Annotated in this window: 23 protein-coding genes; 5 read left to right on the top strand and 18 right to left on the bottom strand. The window is 38.3% G+C overall.

Annotated features, from left to right (window positions below):
* Positions 1-65 precede the first annotated feature (65 nt).
* Together citZ and ACH0CI_RS00650 are read right to left on the bottom strand one after the other, a co-directional pair.
* Positions 66-1,184 carry a citrate synthase gene (gene citZ / locus ACH0CI_RS00655; RefSeq protein WP_033579621.1) on the bottom strand — a complete coding sequence of 373 codons (1,119 nt, stop codon included), beginning with the start codon at positions 1,182-1,184 and terminating at the stop codon, positions 66-68.
* 360 nt (positions 1,185-1,544) lie between these two features.
* The gene (locus tag ACH0CI_RS00650) at positions 1,545-2,006 is read right to left on the bottom strand and encodes a DUF441 domain-containing protein (RefSeq protein ID WP_033579620.1); all 462 of its coding nucleotides are present in this window, start codon (positions 2,004-2,006) and stop codon (positions 1,545-1,547) included.
* A 113-nt stretch (positions 2,007-2,119) separates the two neighbouring features.
* Here ACH0CI_RS00650 and ytvI point away from each other — a divergent pair, with 113 nt between their 5' ends.
* Positions 2,120-3,229 (top strand): sporulation integral membrane protein YtvI, encoded by a 1,110-nt coding sequence (gene ytvI, locus ACH0CI_RS00645; protein WP_047749773.1) that lies wholly within the window; start codon positions 2,120-2,122, stop codon positions 3,227-3,229.
* A gap of 39 nt (positions 3,230-3,268) precedes the next feature.
* On the opposite strand, the gene ACH0CI_RS00640 is transcribed toward ytvI, so the two are convergent.
* The 7 genes from ACH0CI_RS00640 to dnaE all read right to left on the bottom strand — a co-directional run bounded on the left by ACH0CI_RS00640 (position 3,269) and on the right by dnaE (position 13,526).
* Positions 3,269-3,661, bottom strand: coding sequence for an FxsA family protein (locus ACH0CI_RS00640; protein WP_033579618.1), 393 nt, complete (start codon positions 3,659-3,661; stop codon positions 3,269-3,271).
* 82 nt (positions 3,662-3,743) lie between these two features.
* The gene (pyk, locus tag ACH0CI_RS00635) at positions 3,744-5,504 is read right to left on the bottom strand and encodes a pyruvate kinase (protein ID WP_045291184.1); all 1,761 of its coding nucleotides are present in this window, start codon (positions 5,502-5,504) and stop codon (positions 3,744-3,746) included.
* Positions 5,505-5,983: 479 nt separating this feature from the next.
* A complete protein-coding gene (accA, locus tag ACH0CI_RS00630) occupies positions 5,984-6,961 on the bottom strand; it encodes an acetyl-CoA carboxylase carboxyl transferase subunit alpha (protein WP_047749772.1) in 978 nt (325 codons plus the stop codon).
* A complete protein-coding gene (accD, locus tag ACH0CI_RS00625; RefSeq protein ID WP_028411784.1) occupies positions 6,955-7,836 on the bottom strand; it encodes an acetyl-CoA carboxylase, carboxyltransferase subunit beta in 882 nt (293 codons plus the stop codon). The genes accA and accD overlap by 7 nt, the downstream gene beginning before the upstream one ends.
* 226 nt (positions 7,837-8,062) lie before the next feature.
* A complete protein-coding gene (locus ACH0CI_RS00620; RefSeq protein ID WP_047749768.1) occupies positions 8,063-8,665 on the bottom strand; it encodes a FadR/GntR family transcriptional regulator in 603 nt (200 codons plus the stop codon).
* Positions 8,666-8,744: 79 nt separating this feature from the next.
* On the bottom strand, positions 8,745-9,974 hold the full coding sequence (gene ystJ / locus ACH0CI_RS00615; protein ID WP_028411786.1) for an NADP-dependent malic enzyme: 1,230 nt from the start codon (positions 9,972-9,974) through the stop codon (positions 8,745-8,747).
* 201 nt (positions 9,975-10,175) lie between these two features.
* A complete protein-coding gene (gene dnaE, locus ACH0CI_RS00610; RefSeq protein WP_406900763.1) occupies positions 10,176-13,526 on the bottom strand; it encodes a DNA polymerase III subunit alpha in 3,351 nt (1,116 codons plus the stop codon).
* A 141-nt stretch (positions 13,527-13,667) separates the two neighbouring features.
* Between dnaE and ytrH the strand changes: the two genes are divergently transcribed.
* Together ytrH and ytrI are read left to right on the top strand one after the other, a co-directional pair.
* Positions 13,668-14,003 carry a sporulation membrane protein YtrH gene (gene ytrH / locus ACH0CI_RS00605; RefSeq protein ID WP_013059455.1) on the top strand — a complete coding sequence of 112 codons (336 nt, stop codon included), beginning with the start codon at positions 13,668-13,670 and terminating at the stop codon, positions 14,001-14,003.
* Entirely contained in the window at positions 14,000-14,518 is a 519-nt protein-coding gene (gene ytrI, locus ACH0CI_RS00600) for a sporulation membrane protein YtrI (protein ID WP_014458035.1), read from the top strand. Before ytrH ends, ytrI begins: the two co-directional genes overlap by 4 nt.
* Positions 14,519-14,556: 38 nt before the next feature.
* Here ytrI and ACH0CI_RS00595 read toward each other — a convergent pair whose 3' ends face one another.
* Positions 14,557-15,495, bottom strand: coding sequence for a DHH family phosphoesterase (locus tag ACH0CI_RS00595; RefSeq protein ID WP_406900762.1), 939 nt, complete (start codon positions 15,493-15,495; stop codon positions 14,557-14,559).
* A gap of 251 nt (positions 15,496-15,746) precedes the next feature.
* Here ACH0CI_RS00595 and ACH0CI_RS00590 point away from each other — a divergent pair, with 251 nt between their 5' ends.
* A complete protein-coding gene (locus ACH0CI_RS00590) occupies positions 15,747-16,043 on the top strand; it encodes a YtpI family protein (RefSeq protein ID WP_243495198.1) in 297 nt (98 codons plus the stop codon).
* Between the two features lie 270 nt (positions 16,044-16,313).
* Here ACH0CI_RS00590 and ACH0CI_RS00585 read toward each other — a convergent pair whose 3' ends face one another.
* The 7 genes from ACH0CI_RS00585 to ACH0CI_RS00555 form a co-directional block, all read right to left on the bottom strand.
* Positions 16,314-17,630: a CBS domain-containing protein gene (locus ACH0CI_RS00585; RefSeq protein ID WP_028411790.1), complete on the bottom strand. Its 1,317-nt coding sequence runs from the start codon at positions 17,628-17,630 to the stop codon at positions 16,314-16,316.
* A gap of 81 nt (positions 17,631-17,711) precedes the next feature.
* Entirely contained in the window at positions 17,712-17,948 is a 237-nt protein-coding gene (locus ACH0CI_RS00580) for a hypothetical protein (protein WP_033579613.1), read from the bottom strand.
* Between the two features lie 228 nt (positions 17,949-18,176).
* A complete protein-coding gene (locus tag ACH0CI_RS00575; RefSeq protein ID WP_406901367.1) occupies positions 18,177-18,854 on the bottom strand; it encodes a metal-dependent hydrolase in 678 nt (225 codons plus the stop codon).
* A gap of 113 nt (positions 18,855-18,967) precedes the next feature.
* Positions 18,968-20,089: an alanine dehydrogenase gene (ald, locus tag ACH0CI_RS00570; protein WP_406900761.1), complete on the bottom strand. Its 1,122-nt coding sequence runs from the start codon at positions 20,087-20,089 to the stop codon at positions 18,968-18,970.
* 150 nt (positions 20,090-20,239) lie between these two features.
* Positions 20,240-20,407: a hypothetical protein gene (locus ACH0CI_RS00565; RefSeq protein ID WP_013059463.1), complete on the bottom strand. Its 168-nt coding sequence runs from the start codon at positions 20,405-20,407 to the stop codon at positions 20,240-20,242.
* A 164-nt stretch (positions 20,408-20,571) separates the two neighbouring features.
* Complete coding sequence (gene argH / locus ACH0CI_RS00560) at positions 20,572-21,960, bottom strand: argininosuccinate lyase (protein WP_014458026.1); 1,389 nt, start codon at positions 21,958-21,960, stop codon at positions 20,572-20,574.
* Positions 21,957-23,165 carry an argininosuccinate synthase gene (locus ACH0CI_RS00555; RefSeq protein WP_406900759.1) on the bottom strand — a complete coding sequence of 403 codons (1,209 nt, stop codon included), beginning with the start codon at positions 23,163-23,165 and terminating at the stop codon, positions 21,957-21,959. Before ACH0CI_RS00555 ends, argH begins: the two co-directional genes overlap by 4 nt.
* Positions 23,166-23,479: 314 nt before the next feature.
* On the opposite strand from ACH0CI_RS00555, the gene ACH0CI_RS00550 reads away from it, so the two are divergent.
* The gene (locus ACH0CI_RS00550; protein WP_099331323.1) at positions 23,480-23,794 is read left to right on the top strand and encodes a hypothetical protein; all 315 of its coding nucleotides are present in this window, start codon (positions 23,480-23,482) and stop codon (positions 23,792-23,794) included.
* A gap of 25 nt (positions 23,795-23,819) precedes the next feature.
* Here ACH0CI_RS00550 and ACH0CI_RS00545 read toward each other — a convergent pair whose 3' ends face one another.
* Positions 23,820-24,662 carry an EcsC family protein gene (locus ACH0CI_RS00545; RefSeq protein ID WP_335707034.1) on the bottom strand — a complete coding sequence of 281 codons (843 nt, stop codon included), beginning with the start codon at positions 24,660-24,662 and terminating at the stop codon, positions 23,820-23,822.
* Between the last annotated feature and the right edge of the window lie 142 nt (positions 24,663-24,804).

Below are 24,804 nucleotides of genomic sequence, written 5' to 3'. Positions count from 1 at the left end.
AAAAAATTGTCTACTTTCACTTATGGAAAAGTGCTCAACGAACGTGAGCACCTTCGTCACATTGTTTAGCTGCGCTCTTCAAGCGGAATGTACGTTTGTTTTCCAGGACCGATATAATCAGCTCTTGGACGAATCAAACGATTGTTTGAATACTGCTCTAAAATGTGAGCAATCCATCCTGATACGCGGCTTACGGCAAAAATCGGAGTAAATAAATCGTGATCAATACCTAAGCTGTGGTATACAGAAGCTGAATAGAAATCAACGTTTGGCGGAAGCTTTTTCTCGCCTGTTACGATTTCCTCAATTTTCACTGACATATCGTATAGCGTTGTATCTCCTGCTTGTTTTGTAAGTTTTTCAGACATTTCTTTCAAGTGCTTGGCACGAGGATCACCCTGCTGATACACACGATGTCCAAATCCCATAATCTTTTCTTTTTTCGCGAGCTTTTCGCGAATGTAAGGTTCTGCGTTTTCAACTGTTTGAATGTCAGACAACATTTTCATAACAGCTTCATTCGCTCCCCCGTGAAGAGGACCCTTTAACGCCCCAATAGCGGCTGTAATCCCTGAATAAATATCGGATAACGTTGCCACACAGACACGCGCTGTAAAAGTTGAAGCATTTAGCTCATGGTCAGCGTGTAAGACAAGTGCTTTATCAAACGCTTCTACTTGGATATCAGTTGGCTCTTCGCCGGTTAACATATATAAAAAGTTAGCGGCAATGCTATAATTTTCGTTTGGCTCAATTGGCTCTAATCCGTTGCGAACTCTTGAAAAAGCCGTCACCACTGTTGGTAATTGTGCTTGCAAACGAACAGCTTTGCGATAATTTGCTTCTTCATCCATTAAATCAGCTTCAGGATCGTACAACCCCAATAGTGATACGACTGTTCTTAAAGCTGCCATTGGATGAACATCTTGAATTGGATAAGTTTTGAAATGATTTAAGACTTCTTGGGGTAATTTAGCGTTTTCTGCTAGTAATCTAGAAAACACAGATAATTCTTCTTTATTAGGTAATTTTCCGTGCCATAGTAAATACACCACTTCTTCAAATGTTGCATAATTCGCTAAATCATCAATATTGTAGCCTTGATATGTTAAAGTGTCATCAATAATTGAACTTACTGCTGACGTTGTAGCGACTACCCCTTCTAGACCTCGAGTTGCTGTCATAAATCTCCACTCCTTTACAGAAAAAATTCCCCATACCTTTCTGTGTAAAACGTGAAAAACAAAATTGAGCTTCTGCTCAACTAGACATTAAATGATATACGAAGCGCCTCTTTTGAATATATATCTTGGAAGAACATTCCTTCACCCCACGTAAAGAAAATGCTTACATTTCCATTTGTTTCAATAACACACAAAATTAAAACATCTGCATGTGTCATTGCTTTGTTACAGCCCTATAGGTAAAACATACAATTGTATGTAAAAAGATGCGGCCTCAAAATATATTATAAACAATTATCTGACTTTTGTGAATCAAAAGAGAGAAGAAATTTTAAAAAAATTATTATTATACAAAAATTTCTACGAAAAAAGTTCAGTTAATTTCATAAATAAATAAGCAATTCCAGCACCGATTAACGGACCTACTGCTACCCCTTGAAACAGCGCCACAGCAAGAATTGTGCCAAAAACTAAAGCGGTCGTAATATGCGGATCATCTTCCAAGAGCGTAAGCCCATATTTGGCAATAATTGCTACAGCAATGCCGGCTCCTAGAGCAATCCAGGCATAAGAAGATTTCACAGCTTCTCCTAATTGTTTAAACCCTATGTCTCCTGTTGCAATTGGCACAAGAACGGCAATTGTAATCACCGTTACCCCAATATTAATTCCTTTTGATTGTAGAAAAGGAAAAACCTTACTGTCTAACCCGATTAATTTTAAAATAAGTAAAAATGCAACTGCAATGATTAATGATTGATTTTTAGCCACTAATCCAATTACGAGTAAAACAGCTAAAAAAAGCATCGGTTGTGAAAACATTTTACTCATCCTTTCTTTTTTTATTGTGATAATTCTAAAGCGTATTACGTAACTATTTTATGAGTAGCTTTTTCTTTTGTTGACTATCGTTTACAAGGAGGCCTCTATTTATTGTGTACAAGCTTCATTTACATCGCCTATTTCGCTTAGCTTGTGTGTTGGTAATTATTGCAGCAGCTGTATTTCTTAGTTATTATGTCTCTTCTCTCCTCTATCCATTTATTATCGCCTGCTGCATCGCTTTTTTTATAAATCCTATGGTTAATCTATTTGAATTAAAGCTGCGCTTACCACGCTACTTAGCTGTTTTACTGTCAATGGTTCTTATCTTCTCTCTTTTGGCTGGACTTATTACGTTACTTATCACAGAAATTATTGCAGGAAGTACGTATTTAGCGAAAGTTGTTCCCACAAATTTCAAAGAAGTGGTCATATTTATTGAAAATATTGCTACAGAACAAATACTTCCGTTTTATGAACGCATTACTTCTATGTTTAATAACTTAAATACCGGTCAGCAAGCAACTATTTTATCGAACATTAAAGGGGTAGGCAACCATATCGCTCAAACGGTGGGCGATTTTCTGCAAAATGTATTGCAAAGCATCCCAGTATTTTTATCCGTATTGCCTAATGCAGCTACTGTGATTATTTTTTCATTGCTGGCTACTTTTTTTATTAGTAAAGATTGGTACAAGCTGATGGCTAAAAGCAGCGTGTTTATTCCTAAAAAAGTAAGAGAAAATGGACAGACAGTTGTTATGGAACTTAAAAATGCACTGTTTGGTTTTATTAAAGCTCAGCTTACGCTTATTTCGATTACCACCATCATCGTTCTTTTTGGTTTACTTGTTCTTAAGGTTGATTATGCTATTACAGTCGCTTTATTAATCGGCTTAGTAGATATTCTTCCTTACCTCGGAACGGGACTGGTTTTTGTTCCTTGGATGATTTATGCGTTTGCAACAGATAATGTGTCATTTGCTGTAGGACTTTCGGTACTATATGCTGTAGTACTTGTCCAGCGACAAATTATGGAACCCAAGATTCTGTCATCGAGCATTGGTCTTGACCCTCTTGCTACATTAATTGCTTTATTTGTAGGATATCAATTGATTGGATTTTTTGGATTAATAGTTGGCCCTGTTATTCTTGTTATTCTAAAAACACTTCATACAACGGGGGTTTTTAAAGAAACGTGGCAGTTTATTATAGGAAAATGAAAAAGTGTGTGAAAGAAGCTTCTTTCACACACTTTCTAGTTAACGAATAATCGTCATTCGATTACGTCCTTGAAAAAATCTTCTTAGCCACGTTAAAAGGAAAGGCTTAACGATTTTGCGTGTAAATGGCAGTAAAAAGATAAAGCCTACAACATCTGTCAAGAAGCCTGGAAACAGTAGAAACAAACCGCCAAATAGTACACACATACCATCAAGGATTTCACCGCTTGGAACATGTCCTTGGCTCATCTGACGCTGTGCTTTTTGAAAAAGAGATGTTCCTTGTTTTTTCGCTAGAAACGCACCAATAAAACTGGTAGCAATAATCAGTAAAAATGTTGACATTACACCAATGAGATGACTTGAATAAATCAAAATCATTACCTCAACAGCAGGTACAATAAGAAGGAGCGGAAGAAGCTTCCTCACCATCATCACCTCTTCGCTTATTGAATTGCCTAAACAAAAAGAGAAGGATTTCCCCTTCTCTTTTTTTCAATCATCTACGTGTTTCTTACAGTACGCTTGCGTGTCCGTTGTATACAACACCACGTGAAGCATCAACTGTAATATCTTGATCTTCTGAGAATACGCTTGTTGCGTTTTCTACACCTACAATGACAGGAATGCTTAAGTTTAATCCTACTACAGCTGCATGGCTTGTTAGACCGCCTTCTTCCGTAATAAGAGCCCCTGCTTTTTCGATTGCACTGATCATATCGCGATCTGTGCTGTTTGTAACAAGGATAGCACCTTCAGTCATTTTTGCATTTGCTTCTTCAGCAGTTTTAGCAATAACTACTTTACCAACTGCTGCTTTACGACCAATTCCTTGTCCTTTAGCCAGAACGTCACCTACAACTTGAACTTTCATTAAGTTCGTTGCACCTGATTCTCCAACTGGAACACCAGCAGTAATAACAACTAAATCACCGTGTGCTACAACGCCTGTTTTTACTGCGTCATTTACAGCGTGATCTAACATATCGTCAATTGTACTTACGCGCTCACCAACAACTGGTGTAACACCCCATACTAGAGAAAGACGACGTGCAACAGAATCGTTTGCTGCAACAGCTACGATTGGAGATTGCGGACGATATTTAGAAACGATTTTCGCTGTATAACCACTTTCTGTTGGCGCTACGATTGCACTAGCGTTTAAGTTAAGCGCTGTGTGTACAACAGATTGTCCGATTGCATCTGTAATAGATGGGCCAACTTGCTTGCTGCGCTGTTGTAAAATCTCAGAGTAGTTTAGAGCTTGCTCAGCACGAGAAGCGATTGAATGCATTGTTTGTACAGCTTCAACTGGGTAAGAACCCGCAGCTGTTTCACCAGATAACATAATTGCATCTGTACCATCAAAAATAGCATTGGCAACGTCACTTGCTTCCGCACGAGTCGGGCGCGGGTTGCGTTGCATTGAATCAAGCATTTGTGTAGCTGTAATAACTGGTTTGCCAAGTGCATTACATTGTTTGATTAGATCTTTTTGTACTAATGGTACTTCTTCAGCAGGAATTTCTACTCCTAAGTCACCACGAGCAACCATTAAGCCGTCTGAAACTTCAAGGATTTCTTTGATGTTATCTACGCCTTCTTGGTTTTCGATTTTTGAGATGATTTGAATGTGAGCTGCATTGTGTTTTTCTAGTAGTTCACGAATTTCTAATACATCAGATGCACGACGCACAAAAGAAGCAGCGATAAAATCAATGCCTTGTTCGATACCAAATACAATATCGTTTGCATCTTTTTCAGTGATACCAGGAAGGTTTACACTTACGTTTGGCACGTTTACACCTTTTTTATTTTTTAATGTACCAGGGTTAAGTACTTTCGTTTTGATTTCACCATCAGTTTTATTGACATCTAGTACTTCAAGACCGATTAAACCGTCATCTAAAAGGATTTTTGATCCTACGTGTACGTCATCAATTAGACCTGGATATGTAATTGAGAATTTTTCAGTTGTTCCCACTACTTCTGTCATAGAAACAATGATTTCAGCGCCTTCTTCTAACTCAATTGCACCATTTTCCATTGTGTTTGTACGAATTTCAGGTCCTTTTGTATCAAGTAAGATACCTACTGTTTTACCTGTTTGTTTCGCAGCTTCACGAATGTTAACGATACGTGCACCATGCTCTTCAAAGTCACCGTGAGAGAAGTTTAGGCGACAAACGTTTAAGCCTGAGTTAATTAGTTCAACTAATTTTTCTACACTTTCACTCGCTGGTCCAATAGTACATACAATTTTAGTTTTACGCATTCAAATTTCCTCCTATATATTTACTATTTACTCTTTAGGTAGAGCAAACAGCTATTTCCTTTACTAACCTTTTACAAGCAGGCTGTGAACAAATATTTTGTTGCCTTAACCTGTTCACCTTGCTTTACGTGTAACTTATGAAATACCTACATAGCGCTGAATCAAATAGCAAACAAATACACAGCACTTTAACGATGAATTTCTTCATCGTTTGCTTCTTGTTTTACTATTCCCTGCAATTCATACAGCAATACTTGCTGCGTGATTTGTCTTATATATCTCACGTTTTAGAGAAAAGACAAACGCTCGCACAGCTACTAATAACCATAGGAATTTTTTTAAAAACACTCTTTTTCTACTTTTACTTAAAGGTTTTTGCTGTCTATAAAATACCACGAAGAACTTGTAAACACAATAGAGAAGGGCTATACAAACCGCACAAAAACGCGCACCCTTATTTTTCAAGAGTGCACGTTTCTTTATTTTATAGTAATGGCATCGTTTTCAGCTGCAAATTGTCCGATTTTTTTGTATTTTAAATAACGCTCTTCCACTAGCTCTTCTTTTGATAAATTCATCAGTTCTTTTAATGACTTCTTAATAATGCTTTCCATGTATCCAGCTTGTGCATCGATATCTCGATGAGCTCCGCCTTTTACCTCTGAAACCATTTCATCTACAATACCCAGTTCTTTCAAATCTGGTGCTGTAATCTTCATCGTTTCAGCAGCTTTTTTAGCAAGAGAAGAATCTTTCCAAAGAATGGCAGCCGCTCCTTCTGGAGAAATAACTGAATACGTCGAGTTCTCAAGCATATGAAGGTGATTTCCTAAACCTAATGCCAAGGCTCCTCCGCTTCCTCCTTCTCCAATGACAATACAAATAACAGGTACAGTTAAGCCAGCCATTTCGAAAAGATTTTTCGCAATAGCTTCGCTTTGTCCGCGTTCTTCTGCCGCTTTTCCTGGATAAGCTCCTTTTGTATCAATAAAGCAAATAATTGGGCGGTTAAATTTTTCCGCTTGCTTCATTAGACGCAGTGCTTTACGGTAGCCTTCAGGATGAGGCATACCAAAATTACGACGAATATTTTCTTTCGTATCTTTACCTCTCTGATGTCCAATCACGGTAACAGGCACGCCATTAAACTTGGCAATTCCTCCTACGATTGCTTCATCATCTCCATAAAAGCGATCGCCATGACACTCTAAAAAGTTTGTAAACAAGCGAGTAATATAATCGAGTGTTGTAGGACGCTCAGGATGACGAGCAATTTGAACACGGTTCCACGGGCTTAGATGATTGTAAATATCGTTTTCTACTTTTTCTAAGCGCTTTTCCAACTTATCAATTTCGCTAGATAAATCCACTTCTGTATTTTTAGCAAACTCTTTCAGTTCTGCAATCTTGTCGCGTAACTCAACAATTGGACGTTCAAACTCTAATTCACTTACCACTCGATGTCACCTCCTGCTACGTGTATATCTAAAATAGTTGTTAACGTGTCTTTTAAATCGTGACGGTCAATAACTCCATCTAATTGACCATGCTTCAACAGAAATTCAGACGTCTGAAAATCTTCTGGAAGCTCTTCTCTAATTGTTTGTTCAATAATACGTCTTCCAGCAAAGCCAATTAACGCGCCCGGCTCGGCTAAATTATAATCGCCTAGCGAAGCAAAGCTTGCTGACACTCCTCCCGTAGTAGGATGTGTCATGATCGAAATGATTAAGCCGCCTTCGTCACTGAACATTTTAAGGGCTGCGCTAGTTTTAGCCATTTGCATCAAGCTCAGAACACCTTCTTGCATACGTGCACCGCCTGAAGCTGTAAAAATAAGGAATGGGACATGCATTTCCTTTGCTTTTTCAATGGCGCGAGTAATTTTCTCACCTACTACAGAACCCATGCTTCCCATACGGAAATGTGAATCCATTACAGCAACCACTACTTTAATTCCTTCAATATCTCCTTCACCCGTAACAATCGCTTCACTTAAATTAGTTTTCTCACGATCTTTTTCGAGCTTTTCAAGATAATCCGGGAATCCAAGAGGATTTTCTGACGTCATATCTTTGTCGTATTCAACAAACGTACCGCTGTCAATCAAGCTTTCAATACGCTCTGGTGCTGTCATTTGATGATGGTATCCACAGTTTAAGCATACTTTTAAGTTTTTATTTAACTCTTTTGTATACATGATTTTCTTACACTTTTTACACTTGGTCATAATCCCTTCAGGTACATCTTGTCTCATATGCTCAGAAGGAATCGTAGCATATTTTCGTTTTTTTGGAGTTTTTGTGTTTTTTGTAAATAAATCTCGTAACAAGGTGTAACCTCCTTTTGGTTCTTTTCTTTAACATAAGAACCTTTCTTCTTCCTCTTCCTCTACTTTACACGTTATGAAAGCCCGTCTCAAACGCAAAAACAAGCGACATATAAGAAAAAATTGGATGAATTATTCGCTTCACTTTATTAGTTGCTATTTACTTTACTAGATGACGGTTTGATTTTGTGTAGAAAGATGGCATGTCTCTTTCGACAAATTCCTTCTTTCACACTTGTTTGTAGCACTGATGGTGAAGATTTAATACAGCTGCTTCATCTTTTTTAACTAGCGCCTCTACTAATTCATTTATAAGAGTGTCGCTTGGCGCTGAGTTTTGTTGAAAGGTTTGAGAAAAGCGGCAAATAATCAGCCAAATTCGGTGCAATAGCCGATTAGCCTGCAAAGAAAACAAATAGTCAAACAAGTTCTTTAAGCGATCGTCATTCTGCTTTTGAATTACTTTTGAAACATTGATTTTGTTCTGTTCCGCTAAAACAGAAAACAAACAGCTTTTTTCCAGAATATATCTCGTCTGAATTAAGTCTGACTTTGTTTTGCCGTCTTGTATTAAAAAAGTAGCTAATAAATCAATAAATTGATGATCTCCCACTTCTTTAATAAACGTACCTTCACCTCTTCTAGTTTCAATCAATCCAATTAGCTCTAACGCTCTGAGCGCTTCTCGAACGGAAGAACGTCCTGCGCCTAACCGTTCAGAAAGCTCTCGTTCTGACGGGATTTTATCACCCGTAGTTAAACGATCATCTTCCATTAGCTGGCGAATTTGTTTTAGAATTTCTACATATACTTTTGAACGTTCATTCTTCAAGTTTATTACCACTCACTTTACATTACTTTAACAGGCATGCTTGAAGCATCATGCCTGTCAAAGAACAGTTGATGTAACCTTATTCAATAATCGCTAAACGGCGTGTATTTTCAGCTACGGCTTCTGGCTTTACTTTTATTCGGGCAACGCCTGTTTCCATAGCTGCTTTTGCAACAGCTGCGGCTACTGCCGGAGCCACTCGTGCATCAAATGGCCCTGGAATCACATAGTCTGTATTCAAGTCCTCTTCCGTAATTAAATTAGCAATGGCCTCAACTGCAGCCATTTTCATTTTTTCATTAATATGAGTAGCACGCACATCCAGTGCACCTCGGAATATCCCCGGAAACGCTAAGACATTGTTCACTTGATTAGGAAAATCTGAACGTCCGGTGCCGATTACTTTCGCGCCAGCTTTTTTAGCTTCTTCTGGCATAATTTCAGGCACTGGATTTGCCATTGCAAAAATGATTGGGTCTGGATTCATCTTTCCAATCATTTCCGATGTGAGTGCTCCTTCAACCGAAACTCCAATAAATACATCAGCTTCTTCTAACGCATCGGCTAACGTACCTTCTACTTTGCTTCGATTTGTATAGGCTGCAACTTCATCTTTTATACGGTTCATGCCGTGAGGACGCTTGTCATAAATCGTTCCTTTGGAATCACACATAATAATATCGCGCACTCCATAGCTGTATAATAATTTAATAATAGCAATGCCAGCAGCTCCTGCTCCATTCGCTACTACTTTGATTTGTGACATTTTTCTTCCTGTCAGCTTCAGGGCATTAAGAAGACCCGCTACCGTAACAATAGCCGTCCCATGCTGATCATCATGAAAAACCGGGATATTTGTTTCCTTTTTCAACCGCTCTTCAATTTCAAAACAGTTAGGAGCCGCAATATCTTCTAAATTAACGCCTCCAAAAGTTGGTTCTAGCAATTTAACAGTTTCTATAATTTTGTCCACATCTGTCGTGTTTAAACAAATTGGGAATGCATCTACGCCGGCAAAACTTTTAAAAAGGACAGCTTTCCCTTCCATTACTGGCAGAGCAGCTTCAGGGCCTATATTGCCCAAGCCCAATACGGCAGTGCCATCAGATACAACAGCTACCATATTTCCTTTCATCGTATATTCATATACATTGTTTACATCATCATATATTTCTTTGCAAGGTTCTGCTACACCAGGGGAATAAGCAAGGCTTAAATCCTCTGCGTTTCGAACAGGAATTTTGGACTTTGATTCTAGTTTACCTTTGTTAATGCGGTGCATATGCAATGCTTCTTCACGTAAAGACAATGAATTTCACTCCCAATAAACAAAATGATAACAAATACTGCGCCTGAACCATGTTCTTTCCCACACTCATATGATGTTATAAATCCAATTGCATTTCATTTCAAGAAAAACGCATCTAATTCGTATATTTTATAAAAAAACGGTGGTCAGACCACTTTTTTAACTATTTTACCATATAACATCACATGAAATCTGTAAAGACTATATCTTCTTGAACACAACGTGCTTCTCTCCAAGCATTGCTTTTAACGTTTTGATCAACTCATCGCTTCGTTCAACAGAATAGTGAACAGGAAGCTTGACCAATTGGCGTTCTGCCTCATAATAAATTTTCACGGGGATTTTCCCTCTATGAGACTGAAAATGCTGATAAATAGTATGAAGCAGCTTTTCCGTACCTTGCTTTGTTTCTATACGTAAGTACAATTCTTCTGACGGTAATTTTTGAACCGCTTCGCTAGCAGCTTCAGCACGTTGACAAACAATTTGCTGCTGCCCATTTCTTTCATCTATCTTTCCGTGTATCAGTAAAACCTTACCTTGTTCAAACAGCAGACGATTCTGCTCAAATACGCGGGGAAACGCAACAACTTCTCCTTCTCCACTTTCATCCGTAATGCGCAAAAAGGCCATTTGCTCTCCTTTTTTCGTGCGAATGACGCGAATTTCCAATACAAATACTAAAAGAGAGACCGCTTTTCCTGAAGCGTGTTCTTTCATATCGTGAAGAGAAACAACAGAATAAAAGGAATTCAGTGCTTCATACTGAGAAGCAGGGTGGCTTGATAAATAAAAACCTAGCATATCTTTTTCATACTGAAGCCGATCTTCTATTTTCAGTTCCTCTTTTTCCATATATTTAGGCTTTAACGAAAATTCAGCTCCAAATCCAAAGTCATCATCAGGGAGGACCAAGCTTGCATGTTCAAATGCTACATCAATGGTTGCTAATAAAGTTGCTCGATTTTCTCCAAATTCATCAAAGCCTCCGGACAAAATCAAAGCTTCAAGCGCTTTTTTATTCACGGCTTTTGGTGAAACACGTGCACAAAAATCAAATAAGTCTTCAAATCTTTTTTTCTTTCTCTCTTCTGTTATTTCCTGCATAGCTGCCGCACCAATATGTTTAATCGCTGCAAGGCTATATCTTATTCTTTCACCTTCTACATTAAACGAATACATGCTCTTGTTAATAGAAGGTGGGAGAACTTGTATTTTTTTTCTTTTGAGTTCATTAATATATTGAGCAATTTTCCCTTCGTTTCCAATAACGCTCGTTAACAACACTGAAAAGAACTGTAGCGGATAATGTGTTTTTAAATAAGCTAACTGATAAGCCACCATACTGTAAGCAACGGCATGGCTCCGGTTGAAGCCATAATCAGCAAAGCGCACAATAAGGTCATATACTCGATTAGCAACGGATAGGTCATATCCTTTCTTCTCGCTTCCTTGAACAAAATGTGATCGTTCACGATCAAGCACGGATCGTTCTTTTTTACTAACTGCTCTTCTCAATAAATCTGCTTCTCCAAGAGAAAAACCGGCCATCTTTGAAGCAATCTGCATAATTTGCTCCTGATACACGATAACGCCATGGGTGGATTGTAAAATGCCTTGAAGCGTGGGATGGTCATATATGACGCTCTCCACTCCGTGCTTGCGCTTAATATAGGTTGGAATATTTTCCATCGGACCGGGTCTATACAGCGCGTTAACTGCTACAATATCTTCTAGCTCTGTAGGTTTTAATTGCTGAAGAACCCTTCTCATTCCATCTGACTCTAGCTGAAAAATCCCCGTCGTATCTCCTTTGCTCAGCAGTTCAAAAGTTTTCTGATCGTTAAATGGAATACGAGACAGTGACAGCTTTTGGTTCATATCCCGCTCAATTTTCTTTAAAATGTGATCTAAAATGGTTAAGTTACGTAAACCTAAAAAGTCCATTTTCAAAAGCCCAACGTCTTGCAGAGCTTCCATTGGATATTGAGTCAGATATACATCATCATGTCCTTCTTGTACAGCTATAGATTGCGTCAGCGGCTTCTCACTGATCACAACGCCTGCTGCGTGTGTGGAAGTATGCCTTGGCAGTCCTTCTATCTTCATGGCAATGTTATACCATTGCTTTCTGGCTTCATTTTCTGCTAAATAAGTTTGAAGAATTCTTGAATCACGAAGGGCGCTTTTTAACGTTGTACCTGGTTTAGTTGGAATCGCTTTAGACATTTTGTTTAACGCCTCTTGATCAAATCCCATCACTCTTCCTACATCACGTACGGCTGCTTTAGCCGCTAATGTTCCAAATGTAATAATTTGAGCTACATGCAGCGCTCCATATTTTTGAGCCACATACTGAATGACTTGATCCCGTTTATTATCAGGAAAATCGATATCAATATCAGGCATCGAAATACGTTCAGGATTTAAAAAGCGCTCAAAGAGAAGCTGATGCTGAATTGGATCAACATTTGTAATTCGTAAGGCGTATGAAACTAGTGAGCCCGCCGCTGAGCCACGACCTGGACCTGTTAAAATACCATGTTCATGAGCATAATTCATAAAATCCCACACGATAAGGAAGTAATCGCTAAAGCGCATACTTTCAATAATGTTCAGCTCATAATCTAAGCGTTTCTGGTATTGTTCCGTAATCACTTGAACTCTTTCTTGCAGTCCTTTCTCGCAAAGAGTGCGTAAGTAGGTTGATGATGTAACGGACGGAGGAACAGGGTATTTTGGAATAGACATGACGCCTAGAGAAATTTTAAGCTCGCATCGTCTTGCGATTTTTATACTTTCTTCTATTAAAAAATGCTGATCATGAAAGAGAACTTCCATTTCATGAGGTGATTTGAAATAGTACTCGCTGCTTTCTTCTTGCACCTGTTCACCACTATGTAATTTCTCTCCGTCTCGAATAGCCGCTAAGCAATCATATGCGTCCCGATCTTCTTTTTTTAAATATTTTACTTGATTCGTTGCTACGAGCGGGACATTTTCTTCAGCAGCAAGCTCCGTTAACTGCTGATTTATCAAAGCTTCATCCTGTCCATGGCGCTGTATAGATATATACAAAGACTGAGAATATACTTTTTTAAAGAATTGAAGCACTCGCTTTGCATCTTGAAGTTTGTTTTCTGCTAGCAGAGTTTCTACTTCTCCCCTTACGCCAGGTGTAATAGCAATCAGCCCGCTGCTATAATGCTGGAGCCATTTTTTCTTTACACCGTGTTTTTCCTTTGTTTGAACTAAACTGCTTAGTTTTAATAGATTTTCATAGCCTTTATCATTTTCTGCTAGCAAAACTAAAGGATACGCTTGCTCGCTTTCTTCATGTTCCAAAATTGATAGTGTAAGCCCAATAATCGGCTTAATCCCCGCTTTCACGCAGGCTTTATAAAAAGGAATGACTCCGTACATTACATTTTCATCGGTCAAAGCAATCGCTTCATAGTTCATTTTTCTAGCTGTTTCTACAAGTTCATGAATACGAACGGAACTGCTTAGTAAGCTATAAGAACTTTGAAGCTGTAAGTGAACAAAAGGCACAGGACTTCCCACCTTTCTTTAATTCTTTATTCTCATTATAAATTTTGTTGCGGGCGTAGACAAATTACATAACTCTGAACGTTTGTCCATATATATGTAGGAAGCATGAGTTATCAATAAAATAGTAAAGGAGGACGCGTCATGACAAAAGAGCCTTTTATGTCTCTTTTCATTTGGAGTTACTTTACTTCATTAGGTATTATTTTAGGCGGTTCATTAATCGGAGCATTTGCGGGGTTTTTAATTGGAAAATCTCCCCTGTACGTTATGCATACCCTCAGCAATAGCTTAAAAATCTGGGCAATTGTCGGAGCCATCGGAGGAACATTTGATACGTTTTACAGCTTTGAGCGAGGACTCTTTGAAGGAGCGACAAAAGATGTATTCAAACAAATTCTTTTAATTCTATCCGCTATGGGAGGAGCTCAGACCGGAGCTCTGATCATCAAGTGGTTAACGCAGGAGCACTTTGTATGAGAGTACCCAGCGAGCGAATGTTCAAGCGCTCCGACTGGCAGCGTTTTTTCGCCGGTATTGTCATTGGAGCAATTGTCAGCTGGGGAGTGTTTTTAACAATTTACGGCGTTTCAAGAGATAGAGAGCTAGAGGAGATTCGAATTGCTAATGATAAGCTAAAAAAAGCAAATTTGCAAATTAGCGCATGGCAAGAAGATGTAAAAGCATTAAACAAGGAAATGAAGCAGCATTTGATTATTCAAAATGTGAAAGTAAAATTAGTGAACGGCCATCGTTATAAAGTAAACTCTGTGGTGGAATACAATATTCAAAAAAGCGTCGACGAAGAAGCGCAGCACTTAATTGCCCAAGATATTGAAAGTGCGTATCGAAGCAGGGATATCTTAAAAAAAGCAATTGAAAACAAAAAATACGAATTCGATAAAACGATTTATGAAGTTGAAGTTCATCAAATTTATTTTTATACAACGCTTTCGATTGAAGTTCGAATTAAAAAGATGGAAAAAGTACTATAAAAAGCCGCTGATTTAAAATCAACGGCTTATTTTACAGATTACTCCTGACTGCAGAGCTCTTCTAAATCAAGTAGTAAAGGCTCTACTTCTTCCCATGAGTCAATGGAAGCGCCGGACGCAAGAGGATGGCCTCCTCCGTTGTATTTTCTAGCAATTGTATTAATCACAAGCTCTTTTGAACGCAGGCGGACCCGAATCTGATTTTCTTCTTCTACAAAAAATACCCACGTTTTCACTCCATCAATTTGTCCTAACGAGCCGACTAGCTGAGAGGCATCAGCAGGTGTCACATCATATTTGCGAAGAATTTCATTCGGAATTTTCATGTGAGCAACTCCCGCTGGAGACATCGTGAAGTTTTGCAACACATATCCATGTAAGTGAGCGACGTTTTCTTTTGTTTTGTATAGCTGATTATATACATCCTTAAAATTGAAGCCATATTGAATCAATTCACTTGCATAGCAAAACGTTTTCGGCTTTGTATTTGGAAATAAAAATCGGCCCGTATCACCGACAATACCAGTGAAAATTAACTTTGCTCCTTCATCATTAAGAGCTAACCCCTTTTCTTTTCCTTCCAAGTAAAATTCATAAATCATTTCACTTGTTGAAGAAGCAGACGTCTCAACCCAAAGTAAATCACCGTAAGGAGTTTGATTCGGATGGTGATCGATTTTAATGATCATTTTTCCACTTGCGTAGCGCTGATCTGATACACGCGCTTCATTCGCCGTATCACAAACGATGACAAGCGCATCTTCATAGGTGTCATCAGCGATATCATCCATACGGTATAAAAATTTTAACGACTCCGCTTCTTCTCCCGTTACGTATACCTTCTTCTCCGGAAAAGATGTTTTTAACAATTCCGCTAATCCGCACTGAGATCCGTATGCATCTGGATCTGGACGAATGTGCCTGTGAATAATGATGGTGTCAAACTGCTTAATAGCTTCTAATATTTGTGCTTTCATTTTCTCTCTCCTGTCAATACTGTTCTTGTTTTATGTACGTACCACATGCACTTATATTTCCCCAGCGCTGTATCCATAATCTTTATTAAATCATATCTCTTCTCCTTTTTAAAAGAAGAATCAATCAATAGTAGAATTTTCTGTTATTGACCTGTAAAATAATAGATACTACTGTAAACACTTTCAACACTACGCATTACTAGCATCTAGAAACATTACGGATAGAAATACACCGGACTGGAGGGGCGTCTGTGCCATTTTTTATGATTTTAATCGTTGTGTCCTTTGTTTTCTACATGTATTTAAAAGTAAAATACGTACGTTCAAAACGCCCAATGGAACGAAAGTGGATTTCCGCTAAGTCGAGTATTTGTCTTGGCTCTTTTGTATTATTTTTTGGGATCAATCAATGGTTTATTTACGAAACAAACCTTTCGCTTATCATCGGCATATTATTTGTATTATTCGGTTCAGGTAGCATAATAGCAGGTGTCAAAGCTTATAAGTACTATCAGCCTTATGCAATAAAAGAAGCAAATCAAATGTAAAAAAGGCTGAGGCATAACGAGAGGAATCCAATCTAAAGACGAACAAATGGGAGACATGAGCTGAACCGCTTGAGACACCGCCGTTGATTTCCGTGCAAGACTTCGCTTTCCGCGGGAGTCTTCGTCTTGCCCTCCAATCAACGGCTAGAAGAATCTCAACAGGTGAAACCTACGTTTACCCTAACAAAAAAAACGAACCACTCATCAACATGGTTGATAAATGGTTCGTTTTTCACTTCGTCTAACATACTTTTGTCCCAGCTTCTTTTTTTATACTCTGTCCAATAACTGAGCCATCATCATCGCTTTTCCTACTACAACTCCGGCGTTGTAGACTTCTACATCTAATTTAGCAAACTTCCGACCAAGTTCTAATAGCTTAGGGCGAATTTCAATTACACTTTCAATTTGAACCGGTTTAATAAAATAAACGGTAATGTTTTCAATAACCAAATCACCTTTTTTATATAAGCGCAGAACACGATTGGCAGCTTCCGTCACAATAGTAGTAAAAACTCCGTATGAAATAGTTCCCATATAATTTGTCATTTGTGGCGTTACTTCACAGCGATAGACAGGTGCTTCCTTTGTCTCTTGTACGTCCATAAATTGATTCGTTACAATGTCATCAATGGTTTCTCCTACCTGTGGTTGACGCTGAATCATTTGCAGCGCTTTTAAGACATCTTGACGGCTGATAATGCCTTCTAGTCGGTGGTAATCGTCCACTACAGGCAGCACTTCAATCCCTTCCCATACCATCATATGAGCGGAAGAAGCGACCGATGTTTTCCCGTGAACGGTCATCGGATTTTTCGTCATCACTTTTTCAATCGAAGTGGAAAGATCATATCCAATAACATCTTTTGAGGTAACCATTCCATGAACTTTCATATGCTGATCTACTACAGGAAAACGACTGTGGTGCGTTTGATCGTTACATTCGTGCCATTTTTCAATCGTATCGGTTAACTGCAAGCTAACCGCTTCAGAGACGGGTGTTAAAATATCCTCTACAAGCACAATTTCTTTTTTTATCAACTGATCATAAATAGCCCGATTAATCATCGTTGCAACTGTAAATGTATCATAGCTCGTTGAAATAATAGGAAGCTTAAGATCATCCGCAAGCTTCTTAACCCATTCTTCCGTATCAAAGCCGCCCGTAATTAAAACGGCTGCTCCTGCTTCAAGGGCTAATTCATGAGCGTTTACTCGATTCCCTACGATAAGAAGGTTTCCGGCCTCGGTATACCTCATCATAGCATCAAGCTTCATCGCTCCAATAACAAACTTATTTAACGTTTTATGCAAACCTTCACGTCCGCCCAGCACTTGTCCATCTACAATGTTTACTACTTCGGCAAACGTGAGCTTTTCAATGTTTTCTTTCTTCTTTCGTTCAATTCGAATAGTCCCTACTCGTTCAATCGTTGAAACATATCCTTTATTTTCCGCGTCTTTTATTGCTCGGTACGCCGTGCCTTCACTGACAGTCAGTTCTTTGGCAATTTGGCGCACTGAAATTTTTTCACCAATTGGAAGCGAATCGATATACTGTAAAATTTGCTCATGTTTTGTCGCCACGTGTACTTCACCCTTCTAAAACGTTTTTACGTTTCATATGTCTTTTCTTTTATTATACGGGGGAAGTGAAATGGATTCAATCTAACCTCTTTGACGCAAAGGCTTTCTCGCACTATTTTTTTGAATACCTGTCTTTTTACGGCGCGGTGCATAAAGTAGTGATGACAAATTGCCTCCGGCTACAAAAAGAGCAAAGGTAAGCCAGCTTATACTAAAAATCCCTTGCAAACTCGCAGTTGTTAACACTAAGTGCGGCATTGCATAGTAAAGCATCACTCCGCATAGTAAAAGCGATAAAATAACTCGATTTTTTTCCATAACTCTCCCTCCTTATTATTACTATCGTATGCGGGAAAGTAAAAAAAGCAGAACGTTTCTTTGCAAATAAAAAGAGATTAAGACATAACTGCATCGATTCAATCTAAAGATGAACAAATGTGAAACCTACGTTCACCTTAACAATAAAAAAAGAACGAGTGATCGATATTATCGATTACTCGTTCTTTTTTAACTTTAACTGAAATCGTTTTGTCCCATCCTCTATGATTAAAGATCCAATCCTTCTCCAACTTTTAATACTTTTCCTTCAATACCAGATAAAGACTCAACAAATTGATGAGGATCTTGCTTAATTACAGGAAATGTATTGTAGTGAATTGGCACAACAAGCTTTGCCTGCACCCATTCCGCTGCGATAGCCGCATCTTCAGGTCCCATTGTAAAGTTATCTCCAATTGGAAGAAATGCTACGTCAGGCTCATGGCGACCAATTAACTTTAAATCAGAAAATAAAGCCGTATCTCCAGCATGATAAATTGTCTTTCCTTCAATCGTTAAAAGCAAACCAGCCGGCATTCCTGTATAAATAATTTTCTCATTATTTTCTGTATAACTTGAACCGTGGAAAGCTTGTGTCAATTTTACCGTACCAAAATCAAATGTATAGGCTCCGCCTATGCTCATTGGATGTACGTTTAAGCCTTGCCAGCTAAGATATGTAGCTAATTCTGCTACTGCCACAACAAGTGCACCGCTGCGCTTAGCAATTTCCACCGTGTCGCCTACATGATCATTATGGCCATGAGTCAGTAAAATCACATCTGCTTTTACATCTTCAGCATGTAAATCTGTTGATTCATTTCCAGTGATAAACGGGTCAATTAAAATTGTTTTTCCTTTTGTTTCAATTTTAACAACAGAATGTCCATGATAAGAAACGTGCATCATATATTCTCTCCTTTTACACTAACCTTTTCTATATTCTACCCGTCTGTTTTGGTTACAAAACGAGTGAATACGCGGCTATCATATCACAAACTGCGCAAAAACATGCCTTATTATGCTTGGTCTAATAAAGTTGTTGCATCAGCGTAAGTTAGACCGTGTGCATCTGCAACAGCCGCGTAAGTGACAAACCCATTTAGGGTGTTGATGCCTTGAAGAAGGGAAGGGTTTTTTAAGCACGCTTTTTTATATCCCTGATTTGCTATTTGCAGAGCATAAGGAACCGTTACGTTGGTCAGCGCTAAGGTCGACGTGCGGGGAACAGCCCCTGGCATATTAGCAACAGCATAATGCAAGACCTCATGCTTCGAGTAAGTCGGGTTATCGTGAGTGGTAATACGATCAGTTGTTTCAAAAATTCCGCCTTGATCAATGGCAATATCAACCACAACTGACCCTTTTGACATCGTTTGAATCATTTCCTCGGTGACAAGCTTTGGCGCTTTAGCTCCTGGTATGAGGACCGCTCCTATCACTAAATCTGACTCTTTTACAGATTGTGCGATATTGTAGTGATTTGACATTAATGTTGTCACTTCTTTACCAAACAAATCATCCAGCTGGCGAAGGCGATCAGCGTTTAAATCAATTATTGTGACATCAGCCCCTAATCCGACCGCAATTTTAGCAGCGTTGGTTCCCGCTACTCCTCCTCCAATAATTGTTACTTTTCCTCTTTGCACGCCTGGCACTCCACTTAACAAAATCCCTTTGCCACCTTTGGTTTTTTCTAAAAATTGAGCTCCAATTTGAGAAGACATTCTTCCTGCAACTTCGCTCATCGGCGTTAACAGAGGCAAGCTTTTATTTGGAAGCTGTACTGTTTCATAAGCGATACCCACTACCTTTTTATCAATCAATGCTTTCGTTAACGCTTCTTCAGCTGCCAAATGTAAATACGTAAACAAAATAAGTCCTTCACGAAAATATCCGTATTCTTCTGAAATCGGTTCTTTTACTTTCATAACCATTTCAGCATCCCATGCTTCTTTTGCAGTATTTACAATAGAAGCTCCTGCATTTGTGTAATCTTCATCATGGAATCCAGAGCCTTCTCCTGCCTGTGTTTCAATATATACATCATGCCCACCGTTAACTAAAGCTGTAACACCAGCTGGAGTAATAGCCACGCGATTTTCATTATTTTTTACTTCTTTCGGCACTCCAATTTTCACCTTTATCCCTCTTTTCTTATATCAGTGATTAACTGAAAAAAGAACGCCACACCAAATCCTTTAGAAAACTGGATTTACTATGACGTTACCTTTCGATAGAGCTCAGCATAATCCTGCTTTTCTTAGTCTATATACAGTATATGCATGTAGTTATTCATATAGTTCGTTATCACTCTGTGCTTCTGGATTTTCAACTACAGAAGCCATAGCATCGCCAATAACGCCGCTTGAATAAGAATCCATTAGCTGTCTTGATGTCTCTTTTTCTCCTTCAAAATCATATTCATATACATGCTGCGGATGTTTTTTGTCTTTCATATGTCACTTCTCCTTTTTCACTCTATTTTCTTTACGAATGTGAACTTTATTTCATAATCCCTTACATGATCTTTTCTATTTTCTTCTTAATTGCTCTAGTTATACCATTTATCTCACATCAAAAAACGCCCGCAGAATTTTCTGCGGACGTTTTGAAAACTGTTTTATATTGAAGCTTTTTCATGCAATTCATCTTTAGCTAGCTGAATTGCTTTTTTCACTTGTTCAAACCCTGTTCCTCCCGCGCTATTGCGGCGATTAACAGCTGTTTTTGGACTTAATACATGGTAGATGTCTTCCTCAAATAAATCTGACGCTTCTTTATATTGCTCGAGCGGCAAATCCATTAGGTAGATATTTTTCTGAATACAAACGAGAACTAGTTTCCCAACCACTTCATGTGCTTCACGAAACGGCATACCTTTTGCAGCAAGATAGTCAGCTAACTCCGTTGCATTTGAAAAATCTTGTTTCGTAGCTTTTTCCATAACATTTGTTTTTACTGTCATTGTTTCAATCATGCCAGCAAAGATTGTTAAGCAGCCTTCAATCGTTGTAACCGTATCGAACATGCCTTCTTTATCTTCTTGCAAGTCTTTGTTGTATGTTAAAGGCGTGCCTTTTAACACAGTCAACAAGCTAAATAAATGACCATATACTCGTCCTGTTTTACCACGAATTAACTCTGCCATATCAGGATTTTTCTTTTGAGGCATAATACTGCTGCCGGTTGCATACGTATCATCCATTTCAATAAATTGAAACTCTTGACTAGACCATAAAATTAACTCTTCACAAAAACGAGATAAATGCATCATTAAAATAGAACTGTTGCTTAAAAACTCTAAAATAAAGTCACGGTCGCTGACAGCATCCATACTGTTTTGATAAATTCCATTAAAGCCTAGAAGCTCCGCGCTGTAATGACGATCAATTGGAAATGTCGTACCAGCTAAAGCTCCTGCTCCTAAAGGAGATAAATCAATACGCTTTAGTGATTCCGCATAACGCTCAGCATCACGCTTAAACATTGAAACATAAGCCATTAGATGATGAGCAAAAGAAACCGGCTGCGCGCGCTGTAAATGTGTGTAGCCTGGAAAAATAGTTTCGACATGCTGATCTGCTTTTGTAAGCAGCACATCTTCTAGATTTTCGATCAGTCCTACAATTTGCTGAACATGCTTTTTTAAATATAAGTGCATATCTGTAGCAACTTGATCATTACGGCTTCGACCCGTATGAAGCTTGCCTCCAACCGGACCAATTTCATCAATTAATAGCTTTTCTAAATTCAAATGAATATCTTCATATTGAGCAGAAAATGTTAATTCTTTCTTCTTAGCTTTTTCAAGCAGTGTTTGAAGGCCTTTTTTAATTTGTGACGCTTCATCTCCAGAAAGAATGCTGCATTTCTCAAGCATTGTTACATGTGCTAAACTGCCTTCAATATCTTCTTCTACAAGATGCTGATCAAATGAAATGGACGCACCGAACTCGTCAATCCATTGTTCAGGGCGTTTCGTAAAACGCCCTCCCCAAAGTTTGGTCATACCGTTGTCACCTTCTTTTGATTTACCATGCTGCTCACTTGTGTTGGAAGACCCCATAATGAGATAAAACCAACTGCTGCATTGTGATCAAATTCATCTTCTTTTGTATATGTTGCAAGTTTTTCATTGTATAAAGAATTAGGAGATTTACGTCCCTCTACGATAGCATGCCCTTTAAATAGTTTTACTCTCACTGTTCCGTTCACATATTGCTGCGTGTCTTTTAAGAATGCAAGCAGGGAATTTGTTAATGGAGAGAACCATAAACCCTCATAGATAACTTCTGTTAATTTTTTCTCAATCACTGGTTTGAAGTGCGCGACTTCTTTCACTAATGTTAAATCTTCAAGCTCTTTGTGTGCTTTAATTAATGTCATAGCAGCTGGACACTCATATACTTCACGTGATTTGATTCCCACAAGACGGTTTTCTACATGATCAATACGTCCCACTCCGTGCTTACCTGCAATTTCATTCAATTCTAGAATTAACTGAGCTAGCGTATAAGATTGACCATTTAATGCTACTGGAACACCTTCAACGAATTCAATTTCTACTACATCGGCTGTGTCCGGAGTATTTTCAAGAGAAGCCGTTAGGTCATATGCTTCTTCAGGTGGAGCTGCCCAAGGATCTTCAAGAACGCCGCACTCGTTACTTCTTCCCCATAAGTTTTGGTCAATTGAAAATGGGCTGTCTAAGTTAATTGGAATTGGAATACTCTTTTCTTTTGCATACTCGATTTCTTCTTCACGAGACCATTTCCAGTCACGAACAGGAGCTAACACTTCTAAGTGTGGATTTAATGCTTTAATTGATACTTCGAAACGCACTTGGTCATTTCCTTTTCCCGTACATCCATGTGCGACAGCTACTGCATTTTCTTGTTCTGCTACTTCTACAAGCTTTTTAGCGATTAGCGGTCTAGATAGTGCAGATACTAATGGATATTTTCCTTCATATAACGTGTGTGCTTGAAGTGCTGCTAATGCAAATGTATTAGCATATTCTTCTTTTGCATCAATCACATATGACGATACCGCTCCAACTGTTAAGGCTTTTTCTTTAACGAATTTTAAATCTTTTCCTTCGCCTACGTCTAAACAGCAAGCTACCACATCGTACCCTTTTTCTTGTAACCATTTAATTGCAACTGATGTATCTAAACCTCCGGAATATGCTAAAACAACTTTTGGATTACTCATCATCTATTCCTCCTACAAATTATATATATATTAATACAACCGTTTTAATTTTTATTCATTTAATCTACTATTACTTTAACAACTTTTTAATCTATTTTCAATAGTTATTCAAAAAAAAGTATATAAATTCACATTTTTTTTAATTTAATAGGATAAAATCTTTTAAAACACTGTGAAAATAGAAGTGAATGAATATTCCTGCCTTAAATGTATTGTATATTTATATGCATAAATCAAGTATAAATGATTTATTTTTCACTTAAAGTAGCTCTGGCTTTTGTCATTGTATAAAATGGAAGGGAAGAGGTGAAAAAATGGAGCGCTTTTTTACTTATGACAACAGACTCGGTATAAAAATTCCTGCTCTTGAAAGAGAATGGACATTCTATTCTGAAAAAGTTCAGCAGGATATCCTCCTAACATGGGAATCCATTCGAGGGCAAATTCCAGACAAAATTCAATCTGTAGAAAAGAGGATTAATCAAAAACAAGCGGCGTTAGAAGATGAGACTAATTTTATCCGCTCCTGTGAATTAAATAGCGAGATAGGAGAACTTGCTTCTATTATTAATGATTTGTGGCTTTGGTATCGAACAAATGAGGAAATATCAGAAAAAGTTCACGGATAGACAAAAAAACGAGTCTCATGAAAAATTAATGAGACTCGTTTTTCTTATCCAGCAAATAGCGGTATTGGTAAAAGCGCTTCGCATAATCTGTCACTTGTTTAGCCATTCGATAATTCATCCCTCCGCCAACCATCATACTCACAATTGGCAAACGATTATAAACTTTTTGCTTCGCAGCAAATATAGCTAGCGTTTTTCCAATTTGCACAACAATTTTTTGTAGCCACGTCTTATCTACAATTTGATCAACACCTTCATAAAAATACGGGTCAAATTCTTGGCTTAGCTCACTCTTTAATTGATGCCACCCCTCAGCCTGAAGGTGTCTAGGTAACGTTGCTGCATGAAAAACTTTTAGCGTTAGCATAAGCTCTGAAGGAGTCTGGATATGATAGCCGTAGCTCATTGCTGCCTGTTGCACCGCTTGAATATTCATGCATAAAACAGCGGGTATATCAATACCGACTAGCAGCAATTGGCCGGTTCCTGAAAGTGCTCCTTGACTCAGCGCATACAACCGCAGCTTGGCCATTTGCTGTTCGCATATATAAGAAAGCTGATCTACTTGAAGGGAATTCATTTCTGACAGATCTGTGATATCTTCTTTGAATACACGGGCGGTTTCAATAATTCGTTTTGTCGCTTGAGTTTGCATTTCCGTACCTTGAATTAATGCAGTTAACTGAAAGAGTCCCTCATCAATTTTATGTAAATAGGTCTCACGAACAGAAGTAGGAATTAAGTTAAGCCCTTTTTCTAACCATTCTTCGTACAATAACTCCATCTCAGTTGCTTCTACGCTCTGTAAGCTCTCTTCCCATTTATAGATTTCTTCTAAAAGCTGTTCTTCGCGATTCGTTAATATCATCATGTCACCCTTTCAAGAAATAAGTAGTTTTATTTTTATTATAACAAATAATGCATCCGTTACATTTTGCTTCCTATATTATTTCTTTCTTCTATACGTTGTAAACCTTCTTTCAACCTTCAGCTCCTTGCGCTATATAAAA

This window comes from Priestia sp. 179-F W1.4 NHS (assembly GCF_045369295.1).
Taxonomy (GTDB): domain Bacteria; phylum Bacillota; class Bacilli; order Bacillales; family Bacillaceae_H; genus Priestia; species Priestia zanthoxyli.
The sequence above is the reverse complement of the archived record's forward strand: the minus strand, read 5'-3'. Positions and strand labels throughout refer to the sequence as shown.

What these genes read in the sequence shown, in the direction of transcription:
- citZ (WP_033579621.1), bottom strand. Translation starts at nt 1,184, where the DNA reads ATGACAGCAACTCGAGGTCTAGAAGGGGTAGTCGCTACAACGTCAGCA.
- ACH0CI_RS00650 (WP_033579620.1), bottom strand. Translation starts at nt 2,006, where the DNA reads ATGTTTTCACAACCGATGCTTTTTTTAGCTGTTTTACTCGTAATTGGA.
- ACH0CI_RS00640 (WP_033579618.1), bottom strand. Translation starts at nt 3,661, where the DNA reads ATGGTGAGGAAGCTTCTTCCGCTCCTTCTTATTGTACCTGCTGTTGAG.
- pyk (WP_045291184.1), bottom strand. Translation starts at nt 5,504, where the DNA reads ATGCGTAAAACTAAAATTGTATGTACTATTGGACCAGCGAGTGAAAGT.
- ytrH (WP_013059455.1), top strand. Translation starts at nt 13,668, where the DNA reads ATGACAAAAGAGCCTTTTATGTCTCTTTTCATTTGGAGTTACTTTACT.
- ytrI (WP_014458035.1), top strand. Translation starts at nt 14,000, where the DNA reads ATGAGAGTACCCAGCGAGCGAATGTTCAAGCGCTCCGACTGGCAGCGT.
- ACH0CI_RS00595 (WP_406900762.1), bottom strand. Translation starts at nt 15,495, where the DNA reads ATGAAAGCACAAATATTAGAAGCTATTAAGCAGTTTGACACCATCATT.
- ACH0CI_RS00580 (WP_033579613.1), bottom strand. Translation starts at nt 17,948, where the DNA reads ATGGAAAAAAATCGAGTTATTTTATCGCTTTTACTATGCGGAGTGATG.
- ACH0CI_RS00575 (WP_406901367.1), bottom strand. Translation starts at nt 18,854, where the DNA reads ATGCACGTTTCTTATCATGGACATTCTGTTGTTAAAATTGAAACAAAA.
- ACH0CI_RS00565 (WP_013059463.1), bottom strand. Translation starts at nt 20,407, where the DNA reads ATGAAAGACAAAAAACATCCGCAGCATGTATATGAATATGATTTTGAA.
- argH (WP_014458026.1), bottom strand. Translation starts at nt 21,960, where the DNA reads ATGACCAAACTTTGGGGAGGGCGTTTTACGAAACGCCCTGAACAATGG.
- ACH0CI_RS00555 (WP_406900759.1), bottom strand. Translation starts at nt 23,165, where the DNA reads ATGAGTAATCCAAAAGTTGTTTTAGCATATTCCGGAGGTTTAGATACA.
- ACH0CI_RS00550 (WP_099331323.1), top strand. Translation starts at nt 23,480, where the DNA reads ATGGAGCGCTTTTTTACTTATGACAACAGACTCGGTATAAAAATTCCT.
- ACH0CI_RS00545 (WP_335707034.1), bottom strand. Translation starts at nt 24,662, where the DNA reads ATGATATTAACGAATCGCGAAGAACAGCTTTTAGAAGAAATCTATAAA.